This window comes from uncultured Nitrospira sp. (assembly GCA_902500695.1).
In the GTDB taxonomy this organism is placed as follows: domain Bacteria; phylum Nitrospirota; class Nitrospiria; order Nitrospirales; family UBA8639; genus Nitrospira_E.
The window spans coordinates 1-12,631 of sequence record CABVRQ010000098.1 but is presented as its reverse complement, the minus strand read 5'-3'; the positions used below and the strand labels follow the sequence as shown (position 1 = coordinate 12,631).

At 50.5% G+C, this 12,631-nt stretch carries 12 protein-coding genes; 9 read left to right on the top strand and 3 right to left on the bottom strand.

Annotated features, from left to right (window positions below; all coding sequences use genetic code 11):
* The 5 genes from AAH187_RS17050 to AAH187_RS17030 form a co-directional block, all read left to right on the top strand.
* Window positions 1–328 (top strand): lipocalin-like domain-containing protein (locus tag AAH187_RS17050; protein ID WP_342349684.1); only part of this gene is annotated, 328 nt, incomplete at its 5' end.
* Window positions 325–1,779, top strand: coding sequence for a phospholipase D-like domain-containing protein (locus tag AAH187_RS17045; protein ID WP_342349683.1), 1,455 nt, complete (start codon window positions 325–327; stop codon window positions 1,777–1,779). The genes AAH187_RS17050 and AAH187_RS17045, both read left to right, overlap by 4 nt.
* Before the next feature lie 523 nt (window positions 1,780–2,302).
* Window positions 2,303–3,031: an alpha/beta fold hydrolase gene (locus AAH187_RS17040; RefSeq protein WP_342349682.1), complete on the top strand. Its 729-nt coding sequence runs from the start codon at window positions 2,303–2,305 to the stop codon at window positions 3,029–3,031.
* A gap of 104 nt (window positions 3,032–3,135) precedes the next feature.
* Complete coding sequence (locus AAH187_RS17035) at window positions 3,136–4,098, top strand: universal stress protein (RefSeq protein ID WP_342349681.1); 963 nt, start codon at window positions 3,136–3,138, stop codon at window positions 4,096–4,098.
* Between the two features lie 165 nt (window positions 4,099–4,263).
* The gene (locus AAH187_RS17030) at window positions 4,264–4,710 is read left to right on the top strand and encodes an IS30 family transposase (protein WP_342349680.1); all 447 of its coding nucleotides are present in this window, start codon (window positions 4,264–4,266) and stop codon (window positions 4,708–4,710) included.
* Window positions 4,711–4,791: 81 nt separating this feature from the next.
* On the opposite strand, the gene AAH187_RS17025 is transcribed toward AAH187_RS17030, so the two are convergent.
* Together AAH187_RS17025 and AAH187_RS17020 are read right to left on the bottom strand one after the other, a co-directional pair.
* The gene (locus tag AAH187_RS17025; RefSeq protein ID WP_342349679.1) at window positions 4,792–5,166 is read right to left on the bottom strand and encodes a hypothetical protein; all 375 of its coding nucleotides are present in this window, start codon (window positions 5,164–5,166) and stop codon (window positions 4,792–4,794) included.
* 11 nt (window positions 5,167–5,177) lie between these two features.
* Window positions 5,178–5,537 carry a transposase gene (locus AAH187_RS17020; RefSeq protein ID WP_342349678.1) on the bottom strand — a complete coding sequence of 120 codons (360 nt, stop codon included), beginning with the start codon at window positions 5,535–5,537 and terminating at the stop codon, window positions 5,178–5,180.
* Between the two features lie 1,016 nt (window positions 5,538–6,553).
* On the opposite strand from AAH187_RS17020, the gene AAH187_RS17015 reads away from it, so the two are divergent.
* The 4 genes from AAH187_RS17015 to gap all read left to right on the top strand — a co-directional run bounded on the left by AAH187_RS17015 (window position 6,554) and on the right by gap (window position 10,361).
* Window positions 6,554–6,901: a nuclear transport factor 2 family protein gene (locus AAH187_RS17015; protein ID WP_342349677.1), complete on the top strand. Its 348-nt coding sequence runs from the start codon at window positions 6,554–6,556 to the stop codon at window positions 6,899–6,901.
* A gap of 235 nt (window positions 6,902–7,136) precedes the next feature.
* Window positions 7,137–8,201 (top strand): NAD(P)-dependent alcohol dehydrogenase, encoded by a 1,065-nt coding sequence (locus tag AAH187_RS17010; RefSeq protein ID WP_342349676.1) that lies wholly within the window; start codon window positions 7,137–7,139, stop codon window positions 8,199–8,201.
* 163 nt (window positions 8,202–8,364) lie between these two features.
* Window positions 8,365–8,892 (top strand): hypothetical protein, encoded by a 528-nt coding sequence (locus AAH187_RS17005; RefSeq protein WP_342349675.1) that lies wholly within the window; start codon window positions 8,365–8,367, stop codon window positions 8,890–8,892.
* A gap of 467 nt (window positions 8,893–9,359) precedes the next feature.
* Entirely contained in the window at window positions 9,360–10,361 is a 1,002-nt protein-coding gene (gene gap, locus AAH187_RS17000) for a type I glyceraldehyde-3-phosphate dehydrogenase (protein WP_342349674.1), read from the top strand.
* Between the two features lie 263 nt (window positions 10,362–10,624).
* Here gap and AAH187_RS16995 read toward each other — a convergent pair whose 3' ends face one another.
* The gene (locus AAH187_RS16995) at window positions 10,625–12,091 is read right to left on the bottom strand and encodes an aldo/keto reductase (RefSeq protein ID WP_342349673.1); all 1,467 of its coding nucleotides are present in this window, start codon (window positions 12,089–12,091) and stop codon (window positions 10,625–10,627) included.
* Window positions 12,092–12,631 lie beyond the last annotated feature (540 nt).

Below are 12,631 nucleotides of genomic sequence, written 5' to 3'. Positions count from 1 at the left end.
TCAATGCAGCAGGCTTCGTAAGGACATCACAGTGAGCAATCATATGAAAGACACATTGCGTGACCAACTGATTGGGACATGGAAGCTCGAATTCTATGTGGAAAATCCCGTGGACGGGTCTGCGCCGGTATACCCCATGGGAGAGCGTCCGATGGGCACCATCATGTACGCGTCGGATGGATATATATCGGCACAGTTGATGCGCTCTGGCCGCCCGAACTTCGCTTCCGGTGACTGGTTCAACGGGGTCACAGAGGAATATCGGGAAGATGCTTCCACGTATATTGCCTACTCCGCCGTCAATGGCGATGACGTGAAGGGCCAATGACCATGGACGCCGCCGTACAACTCCATAACCGTGAGCGCGCCGCGATGTTACCCCTTCGTTCACTTGCAAACCAGGCTTTCTCGCGCGCCGCCGGTGCACACCTGATCGAAGACAACACCATCCGACTGCTCAAAGACGCGTCCGAGAATTACCCCGCGTGGCTCGATGCAATCCGTGGGGCGAAACGGTACATTCACTTCGAGAACTACATCATTCACGAAGACGATGCGGGTCGGATGTTTGCCGACGCGCTCGTCGACAAAGCGCAGGAAGGCGTGCGCGTGCGTCTCATTTACGACTGGATGGGCGGATTCGGTAGAGCGTCGGGCGCTTTTTGGGACCGTTTGCGCGCGGGCGGCGTGGAAGTGCGTTGCTATAACCCGCCGCGCTGGGACTCACCTTTTGGCTGGCTCAGTCGTGACCATCGCAAGACGATCTCGGTGGATGGCGAGGTGGGTTTTGTCACCGGCTTGTGCGTTGGGCAGATGTGGGTGGGTGTGCCTGAAAAGAAGATTGAACCGTGGCGCGATACCGGCGTGGAAGTGCGCGGACCGTCGGTGGCTGTCATTGAGCAGGCGTTCGCAGATGTCTGGGCGATGATAGGAGAGCCGATTCCTGAGTGCGGTCTGGTCAAACCACCCGTGCACGCGCAGAAAGGCGAAACGGCCCTTCGCGTTGTGGCGAGCGTGCCGGCGACGGCGGGGATGTTTCGCGTCGATCTACTTATGGCCGCCCTTGTGAGGAAACGCCTCTGGTTGGTCGATGCGTATTACGCCGGGACGACAGCCTATGTGCAAGCGTTGCGTGCGGCAGCGAGCGACGGCGTTGACGTGCGCCTGCTTGTGCCGAACGCAACCGATATTCCGCTTCTTAAGCTATTGTCCAGAGCGGGTTATCGTCCTTTGTTGGAAGCGGGTGTGCGAGTCTTTGAGTGGAACGGGACGATGCTGCACGCGAAGACGGCCGTCGCCGATGGACATTGGGCGCGCGTCGGTTCGACGAATCTCAACATCGCCAGTTGGTTAGGGAATTGCGAAATGGATGTCGTCGTTGAAGACGAACCTTTCGCGTGCCTGATGGAGCAGACGTATCTGCAGGACTTGGAGAACGCGACCGAGGTGGTCTTAGATGCTCAGCGGAAGTTGCGCACGCCGAATCAGCCGCGCCATCCGCATCCAATACTCACCAGCGGCGGAGGGAGCGGCGGGCGTGCCGCTGCAGGCGCTCTCCGCATCGCCAACACCGTGGGCGCGGCGTTCACGAACCGGCGTGTGCTCGAACCCCTCGAAGCACGTATCACGGTGACGGCGGGAGTGCTGATACTGACGTTGGCGATTCTCTTCGCGTTCTTCCCACGCCTGTTAGCCTATCCAGTCGTCCTAGTCTTCACCTGGATCGCCGGTGCGCTACTCTACAGAGGCTACAAGCTGCAACGCGGCAAAGCTCAGTGAGAGAGTTGAACGGTCCAGCAAAGAGGATCGTCGTCGATCGGCTCAGAAGAGTCGTCCAATCGGGCGCGCCAAAAAGAAGTGTGATTCGGCTAGAGACGGAGAGGGCGGTAACGGCTGGCGGCCACTAAACAGTTGACCCATATCACCACTGAAGTCTTGACGGGAGGGTCCCAACTCGTGCATAGCGGGACAATCAAGGTTCGAGTTGGCAAGGTATTTCCCTTGGAAAAAATCGTGTTGAGCCACGGGAGAACGCCGATGCGGTGGACAAAGAATACCTGCTCGGGAGAAAATCGGCATGGATTGTCAACACGGCGACGGGATAGGTGCTAGCTTCACCGGGACCCAACAATCTCAAGGAATAGACAGGTTGAGGTCCAGGGCCCTGCCTTGTCGGCAACAGTGTCGATCCGTCCTTTTGTTCCACCTGTCGGCGGGTCCCGACTCTGTCGCCCTTGGCAGGCGGGGCTTGAACTGACGCCGATGACGATCAATAGAATTTTCACCGATCACAGGGGGAATCATGTTCGGAACCATTCGCAACATCGAAGGCGAAAAAATCGACTACACATTCCATCGGGGCGAAAAAGGTCAGAAGGTCATCGTTGTCCTCGGGCACGGTGTCACGGGCAATAAGGATCGCCCGTTCGTCGTCGCGTTGGCAGAAGCGCTGTCACACAACGGTATCCCGACGCTCAGGATGTCGTTCTCCGGTAATGGCGACTCGGAAGGTCGATTCGAGGACTCCACGATCTCCAAGGAAGTCGAAGACTTGCGCTGCGTGATCGACGCGCTGGACGGATGGAATATCCTGTATGTCGGCCACAGCATGGGCGGAGCCGTCGGCGTTCTTCAGTCTGGCAAAGACACACGTATTGTCGGACTTGTTTCACTTGCCGGAATGGTGCATACGGAAGCGTTCGCGCAGCGCGAGTTTGGCGACGTCACGCCGGATGAGGGCTTCATGTGGGACGAGTCGGCGTGCCCACTGTCGCAGGCTTACATGGACGACATGGCGGCCATCGGGACCATCGTCACCCGTGCTCCGTCGATCCAGGTCCCCTGGCTGCTCGTCCACGGAACTGAGGATGACGTTGTCCCCCTCCAGGATTCGCTCGACATTTTCGAAAGAGCGAATGAACCCAAGCAGCTCGAACAGATTGAAGGGGCAGACCACATGTTCTCCGAGCACACACCAGACATGATCAAGGTGGTACATAAATGGGTTCGGGAGCAGATCGGACCCGCGTAGACTGATTTCGTTTTGGATGAAGGAGCGAGAAAGCCTTGGATCGTCGTCATGCCGCCACGGAGGTGGGATGCGGCGTTGATTTTCTGGAATGGGGGTAAATTTGGATGAAACTCTTCAAACATATTCTCTACGTATCCGAAGCATCTGTTGCACAGGAGCCATCGATCGCGCGGGCCGTGTCAGTGGCGAAAAACAATCAGGCGGACCTGACGGTCATTGATGTCATTCCAGCCCTCACCGCCGGAATCGGGTTGCTGCCCGGCGGACACACCGCAGATGAATTACAGACAGCCATGGTGAGCGAGCGCCGAAAATGGCTGGAGTCCCTGGTCGGGCCTTATGAGGAACGCCTCAGCATCCGGCTGGACGTGCTGGTGGGCAAGACGTATCTTGAAGTGATTCGTGCCATTTTACGTCACAAATACGATTTGCTGATCAAGCCGGCTGAAAATCCAAACTTCCTCGAACGGCTGTTTGGCAGCGACGACATGCAACTGCTGCGCAACTGTCCCTGTCCGGTGTGGCTCACACGCTCAGCGGAACAGTCGGATTACGCGCGCATTCTGGCAGCAGTCGACCTCAACCCGGATATCCCTGACGCAGCAGAGCAAACGCTCAACCGTCAGATTCTTGAGCTGTCAAGTTCGCTCGCGATATCCAAATTTGCCGCACTGAATGTCGTTCATGTGTGGGATGCCCCATACGAGATGAAGGTGAAGTCATGGAGCGACAGTGAAGCCAGCATGGCCTATGTTGAAGGTGAACGATCACGTCATGAAAGCGCGTTTAACCGCCTTGGCAAGCAGTTAAGAGATCAAATAGGCACAGAGGCCTATGACCATCTTTCGCCTCAATTTCATTTGCGCCGCGGAGCACCCTCCACGGTCATACCGCAAACGGTGAAGCAGTTGCAGGCCGATCTGGTGGTCATGGGAACGGTTGCTCGGACAGGCATAGCCGGATGGCTCATTGGGAATACCGCAGAAGCGATTCTCGAACAGGTGCAATGTTCCGTGCTCGCCGTTAAACCCCCTGGCTTTGTCTCCCCGGTTAAGCTGTCTGAGTAGGAGGCGCCTAGCTTAACATTTCGAATTTCCATCATTGTGAGCCAAGTAGAGGGCGTGAATTCAGAGCTGTAAGTGCAACTCAATGGTTCGGGTTAAGAGGTCAGGTGCGGTAGCATCGTGGCTTCTTTTACCGGTCAGTAATTGATTGGTGTCCACAAATCCATCATGAGCCGTGAAGTGCAGCGAAATCAGGGGCGGCGCGGGTATCGCCCGCAACAAGCCCACCGGTTCCCGTTGCTCCGGCTGGCCTCCAAAACCCGACGGCGTATTGCTGCCAAAATCTGGCACCGCGTCAACCGTCTGCTCAAGAAAGAGTGGAGTCCGGAACAGATCAGTGGCTGGTTGCGCATGCATCAGGGAACCTTCGTGAGCCTGGAATGGATTTACCAACATGTCTATCGCGATAAACAGGCCCAGGGCACGCTCTACCGGCATTTGCGGTGTCAGCGCCACCGCCGGAAACGGTATGGCACATATAGTTGTCGGGGCCACATTCCCAACAGAATCTCCATCGAGCATCGCCCTGCGGTGGTCGAGCGCCGGAGTCGGCTCGGCGCCTGGGAAGCGGATAACGTGATCAGCAAAGGCCATCAGCCAGCCCTCATCTCCTAAACGTAGCGCAAATCACGATTGAGCCTCATCGCGAAAATCTCACGTCTGTGCGCCGACGCCCTGGCTGGCGCAGTCATGACCTTATTGATGCCGCTGCGTCTTCCGCTCCACACGGTAACTTCGGATAATGGGAAAGAATTCGCTCATCATGAGACCATTGCTCAGGCTCTGAAGGTCCACTTCTTTTTTGCTCATCCCTATGCGGACTGAGAACGCGGGCTCAATGAAAACACGAGTGGTCCGATTCCGCAGTATTTCCCGAAACATCGGCCCTTTCAGTCTATTACTCAGAAAGAGATTCAACAGGTAATGAGCAAACCCAACAATCGTTCTAGGAGTCCTGTCTGGCTTGACCAACCAAAGTGGACAGTGATCCACTGTTTTCGCTGTTGATATGGTGATCAACGCCCCTGCGGTCAAACTTTGCCCGACTTTCTGGTCGGATTGAAAGGTCATTCCCGTCGTTGTTATTCCCCCAGAGCATGTAACCGCTTCAGATTCCAGGCCATGCAGACCAGATCCCACTCTCCGCAGACGGACTCCACCCCTCGGAGCAGGAACCGGCGGAATCCCATGACCGCTTTGATGATGCCGAAGACCGGTTCCACGTTGCTTTCCCGTTTGCTGTAGAGTGTACGACCGACTTGGTTTTTCTGTCGATGCTTCATCTCGGTCACGGTATCGACGGCCTTGATTGAAGTGAGGTCAAACTGCTCCACAGTCTTGACAACAAAGCCGGCCAGATGGCTTTGCGGCAACCAGTCGCTCAGAGACCGATGGAGCAGATACAGTATGTCTCGGTCAATTTGCTGAAACGTATGACTCATCGGTCTGTTGCCTCAATTGGGGTTTTTAATACCCGGCGTTTTAACATACTAGGATCAAAAGTCCGAAAGACTCCTAGAAAAGCTCTGGGGTTCAAACCCCTGAATCAAGTGTGTTTTGGCATTCATCCATCTGTTGCACTAGCGAGTGGAATCCAAGATGGATGATAGCAGTTCGACTCTTGAACCCTGTTCTATCATTGTTGCGGTAGCTATGACTGTACGCCTGACAAGGTTCGGTCGTGAACCCACAGACACCATTCCATTTTTGACCTATCCCGCCATCTGATCATACCTGAACTGTTCAAGCCGCATCGCCGCTTCAGGTTCCGGACCTGGCTCAGCAGTACGCACCTTACATTGTCATTGGGGGGTGTTGCCTCGCATTTTTCAGATGTACGTATCTAAAACGTTTCTGAGCTAAACCCTACCCAAGAGAGGCCCCAATGTTTTTAATGGGGAGGTGTCGAGCGACTGAGTACTTCACTTCTCAACATTAAAGAAAAATTAGGGCATTTCCACTATGTAGGCAAGTTCTCAGGTTAATTCCTTACATGGGGACATAGGAAAAGTGTGGAGAAAATACCCGCCTCAGTTTTGATAGTGAGGAAAAACGCGTCACTGCCAGTGTCTTTCTATGATTAACAGTCGTGTTGGCCTTCCGAATGACAGCGCATTTGGTCCGGAGAGAGGGGGAGCTAAAAAAAACATTATCTCCTGAAGTTTCCACTTATTTTTGCTTTTAGTGAAAGGGTACAAGACCAGAATGGTTTAGCCTGGCATCTACCTTGCTCGTAAACCATTATTGTGAGTCAAGCAGAAGAGAAAAGAAACCAAACCAAACAGGCCATGGGTGTTCGCGATACCTGTCTGCGAATTTCGACTGGGAAGAACCTGAGCACACGGAGAAGCAAAAGCCCAATAAATTGGAATAGCCTGTGTCTCAGGAGTTGCTGATTTTTTAAATGGCATAGCATAGAGAAGAAGATGATACCGCTCAGCAAGAGGAGAAGAATTAGATGAATATTCAACACCAGGTTCAAGCTGTGATCGATGGTATTTTGGCTGGAAAACTTTTGGAAACATTTGACGCGTATTACGCTGACCACGTCGTGATGAGTGAAAATCGAAAAGACGAACGAGTCGGGAAAGCGGCTAATAGGGAATATGAGGAAAAGTTTGTTGGGAATGTTCAGGAATTTCATGGAGCTCAAGTTGGACGGACAATTGTTGACGGGGACCATGCGGCCGTAGAATGGACATTTGATCTCACGTTTAAGGGTGGAAACCGTGTGACGATGCATCAGGTGGCTGTTCAAACCTGGAAGGACGGAAAGATCGTTCGAGAAGATTTTTACCATGGTTGATCCACATTCATATGTAATCTCGTGAGTAAGGAGCATAACTTTTCTTGTATGGGTGTGGACACCATGGTGAGTCAAACCGAAATTCCCGTGGTGTTGTTGGTGGCAAATACCAGGTGGAAAAAATCCGGGAAATAGGAGCCTGTCAAGGCAAGAGTCTCAACCCATGAGAAGGGTGCTCCTCGATTAGCCTGGCAAAGGGGTTTGGTAATCCTCATGAGGAAAAGGAGGAAAGCAAATGGCTGAAATCATGAAAACATTTGTGATGAAACGGATCGGCGAGGTGGGCGTGATGGATAAGCCCATACCCGATCCGGGGTCCAATGACGCGATCATTAAAACCACTGCCGCACTCGTCTGTACATCAGACATCCATACGGTGGCTGGTGCCATTGGGGAACGGGGGAATTTAACCCTTGGCCATGAAGCGGTCGGGATCGTACATAAGCTCGGTCATGCGGTAAAGGGATTTCGAGAAGGCGATCGCGTCGTCGTTAATGCCATTACCCCATGTTACCTTTGTGAGAATTGTTTGCGAGGGTACACCTCCCAATGTACCACCATGCTTGGAGGCTGGAAATTTGCCAATGTGAAGGATGGCAACATGGCGGAATATTTCCATGTCAACAGCGCGCAAGCCAATCTGGCACCGATCCCGCCTGGCTTGACGGATGAGCAGGCGCTCTATTGCACCGACATGATGTCGACCGGCTTTATGGGGGCCGAACACGCCAACATTCCCATTGGTGGAAGCGTTGCCATTTTTGCGCAGGGCCCGGTCGGATTGATGGCGACCGCTGGCGCGAAATTGTTAGGAGCAGGGCTTATCATTGCCGTAGAAGCAGTGCCGCATCGACAAGAACTGGCCAAGCGGTTTGGTGCAGATGTGGTCATCGATTTTAAAACTCAAGACCCTGTCACCGCGATTCTTGATCTGACGGATGGGCTAGGTGTGGATGGTGCTATTGAGGCACTGGGAATTCAAGCCAGTTTCGAGGGCTGTATCAAGGCGACACGGCCTGGGGGAACGATTTCTAATATTGGCTATCACGGCGATGGAGAATTTGTGGAAATTCCAAGAGTAGAGTGGGGGGTCGGGATGAGTGATAAAACCATTCGAACCGGACTATGTCCGGGAGGAGCCGAGCGGATGAAACGACTCATGAGACTCCTTGTGATGGGTCGAGTGGATCCTACCCCGCTCACGACTCATCGCTTCAACTTCAGCGAGGTAGAAAAGGCCTTCCAGATGATGAAAACCAAAGAGGATGGGATGCTCAAACCCTTGATTCTCTTTGACTAAACATCGACTTGACCCTTCAAGGGGAGCAAGAGACTTTACGCCATGATGGACCATAATCAGTTTGGCAATGAAGAATTGAAATCTTAAGGGTCCTGAATTCGGAGTTCCTGTAATCACAAGCTTTGTCTTTACACACGAATTTTTTAACTAAAGGAGGTATGACATGCGTTTCACGACCGTTTTCAAAATCATGATTGCCACATTTGTTGCATGTTTTTGGATTTCCGGGGCCGCGTTAGGTGCGACAGTCGAAGCCGGTCATGCGATGTCCAGTTGGATTGGCAAAGGTGAAACTCATGAAATCGGAGATGAACATGTTTTATTCCATGGCGTGCTTGACGGAGTCATTTTTATCCAGAAGGGGGAGGGGATCGTTAGAGGTCCAATGCAAGCGGCGAAGATGCACTGTCCTGTCACAATGAATTTAGATAGGAATACCAAGGAGCGGGACTCGCAAGGATTCTGCGTAATCACTCCAAATGACGGCACCGGGATGGTTTATACGTTGTTTCGGTGTTCGGGTTCGACCGAAGAATGCCAGGGCGAATGGACTCATATTGGAGGCACAGGCGATTTCGCGGGGATATCGGGTACGACGGCATTTCGTTCTCGCATGGATATCGGCCCAAAGGATAAGGGGGTAATCAGTGGCTATGCTGTCTGGCCCACCCTCACCTATACCCTGCCCTAATAGGGGGAAGACTGAGAGAAGGGGGCGGTTAACCACAAAGGTTACACCTTCCAACCCAACTAAAAGATGTTTATTCAAGATAAAGGAGTTGGGCTTGTCCAAAGCAAGCCCAACTCCTTTTCTCTGCGCTTTGAACGGGATAGCCTGAAAAGCAATAAAGATATTCCTACAAGGAAACAGGAAAATTTCAGACCTTGAAATAATCAACGAATTTCCGAGAATTATTGAAAGACATAGGCGAGCTTTTCCTTATTGTGCTATTCAAGTACACAGGGGTCTGTGGGCATATTTTTGAAACTATTTTGCTACGTACGACCCTAATGACGAAGCCTGGCGAAATGAACGTTTGACCGTGAGAGAGGACTTTTTATGGTCAGTTAGAATAGTGTCGGAAAGGTCAAAGTCAAAAAGTTTTCGAGAACAAGATGATCGAAGATCGATAGACCTATTTTGAAGGAGCGGATTCGATGAAAAAAGTGGCCATCAACGGACTCGGACGTATCGGACGGTTAGTATTACGACAATATTGTGAAAATACATCAAAGGATGTGGAGATTGTCGCAGCCAACGATTTGGTCTCACCGGAGAATTTGGCTTATCTCCTCCGGTTTGATTCCGTGCATGGGCGCACGCCATACCCTGTGACCGTCGAGGGCAATGAGATTCTCATGAAAGAATCTCGGTTTCCAATTTACGCCGAAAAGGATCCAGCCCGTTTGCCATGGCAGGAATTGGGGGTGGATGTCGTGCTTGAATGTACGGGGTTGTTTACCAAGCGCGATCTTGCGGCCAAGCATGTGGACGCCGGCGCGAAGCGGGTCATCATCAGTGCCCCGTCCCCAACAGCGGATGTCACCATAGTCCCAGGAGTCAACGATCGCCAGTTCGATCCAGCCAGGCATCAAATAATCTCGTTGGCCTCTTGCACCACAAATTCCTTGGCTCCGCCTTTGAAAGTGCTCCAAGACAATTTTGGAATTGAGTATGCCATGGTCACGACCGTGCACGCCTATACCATTTCCCAAGCTTTGGTCGATGGCCCGGCCAAGAAGTTACGACGTGGTAGAGCAGCCGCCGTATCACTGATACCCACCACCACAGGAGCTGCCATGGCCACCATACAAGTGCTCCCGGAACTGAACGGACGCATGGAGGCGATTGCCATTCGTGTACCGGTGGTGGATGGAGCCATCACCGATATTGTCGTGCATCTTCGTCAAGAATGTAGTGTCGAGAAAGTGAATGAAGCTTTCAAGGCGGCGGCGAATGGGCCACTCAATGGCATTTTGGGCTATAGCGAAGAGGAGTTAGTCTCGGCGGACATTCTGGGAGATCCCCATTCCGGGATTATCGATGCACTCTCAACCCGGGTCCTACAAGGACGCATCGCAAAGGTGCTTGTCTGGTACGACAACGAATTCGGGTATGCCCGACGCTTGCTGGACGTCTTTAAACGCTTGCCTCTCTGATGCTGCATGACGAAGGGCGAGTATGCGTACGCATAATGAGGGAACGTGTCTTTGACACAAATGCCAATGACCGAGTTTCTGGGTAAGGATGACTGCTCAAGAAAATGCTGTTTCGCCAAAACAAGGAAAAACATGGGGAAGAAATTGGTTTATTCGAAGTACGCTATTGAGGTCTCCCAATTGTTACTAGCCAAGATCTCATTCAAGTTTTATTGCTCTACATAAAACACAAGTGTTGATTCAGGGATTGGGACGCTAAAATATTAGGCCTTATTTCCAGCCTCGTCAACAGCATAAACAATTAGGTTCCCGGTATTTAATTCTTCAGTTTCGAAAACAAAAGGGCTACTCTTTCTTATTTGAGGTTTATGTTTTACTTTTCCAATAACCTTATTATCCACTAGAATTTCATAGTGTGAAATTGGAGCTGCCGCCGCATAGGCCGTATGCCAGGATATCTTCGTTTTACCGTTAAAATTTTCCCGTTTTATATCTCGTGGTGATGTAAGGTCAATTTTGTCAAGTTGAAAAAAGTTCGTCCTCCCATTTCGTATTTTTGCAGTTTTCTCTTCTATCCTAAATCGATCTGCTATTGAGAGTGTATCTGGCAGTATTTGAGCCGCATAATAATTCTGAGTTAACTGACATTTAAGAGGATCCTCATCGATATGACCAATCCCAATAATAAGTGTGTCAATATCTGGTGAAGAAAGTACATATTCAATTAATTCATTGCTTGGCAAAGTAGGTGAACCTACTTTGCAATAAACATCGGCGGGAGTTTTTGAGAATCTAGGTTCTTTATGATACATAGCAGCATCGGCAAAAACTTTCATCCCTATTATGCCAAGGCCTTTAGCCTTGGCAATAGGGATTACATTGTTTGACATATTAAAATACAACTTATCATTCGAATTTATTGATACCAACATGGCATCAAGCAAATCAAATTCATCACGCTGTATCATATCAATCATAGCCGGTGGATTATTGTGGCCTGAAAATCCAATGTGCTTTATTAGTTTTTCATTCTTGGGATTTGTTCCGGTCATATTAGTGCCATCTCTATAGTCGCGTAAGGCAACCAAAGCGCCAAAGTTTTCATCCGGATTTAGGGGTGTTTCCAGTCCCTTATAAAGTACATCGACTTCTTCAAAACTGGTTATGCTATGAACCAACAGTAAATCAAGATAAGAGCCTTCGGGGTAGTTACCTTTTCCATCGCCAAAAATCTGTGATAATGATCGCTTAAGGTCATCTATTGCACATTGGACATCATTGCCATTTGACGCATTTCGAACATTCTCAACCGGCGTCCAGCCAGGTTTGCCCCACCTCATAAGTGTTTTGCTGGTTAATGTAAATGATTCCCTTAGCTTTCTATTATAAGGCTTTGAATCGGGTAAAAGGTTTAAGTTTTCAAATGCCTTATGATAATTTAATTGGCTAGGCCCGTACATGTTTGAAGTGTCAAAATAATTTACACCCAATTCAAAAGCTTTAAGAATAATAGAAACGGGATCAACATCATCCGGGGTCCATTGTATCGACGCTTGTCCCCCAAGCCCCACAGTCGTAACCTTAGTTTTCATCCGGCCAAAATCCCTCACCAATGGTGCAGGTGCTTTATCAGAAAAACAAACTCCTAAAGGGAAAAATATTGCACCGGCAGCAACCGCGCCAGATAGTTTAATAAAGTCGCGTCTTGAAATTGGGTATTTCTTCTTCATTTATGTACAATTTTATTGGTAACAAAATTAACGAATCTTTTGTTAAGCCATATTTTTTAACACCAATTTAAATAATTGGGTTAGTACTACATTCTTCCATAAATCGTCTTGCCATTCAACGTGAACCACAACGTGTTTGGAGTCGAGTAGACAAGGGGGAAATCTACCCCAAGCCTCTCACAGAACCGTGCGTGATAATCTCCCATCATACGGCTCTTGTAATACGGATCTAAAATAACGTTATCAATGAATATTGGATTTCCACCAAATCAGTAGGCAATCCTATACTTTAATTTAAAGCATGGGGGGACAGGTTGTAAGCTTCCCCGTCAAGTAGACCGTTCATACATAGAGTTTCGAGGCCGTTGACGTTCTCCCTGAAGTCGAGACGTTAAACGGTCATCAGACTGAAAATCACGTGACGGTGGAATTAGGTTTGCTGGATTTCAAGTCAGGCGAATTGTTACTGCAGTCCAAGGGAAATGCTTATGCCACCCTGGACCAACTCACCATTCCACTCGGATCCAACCGGTATCCCGG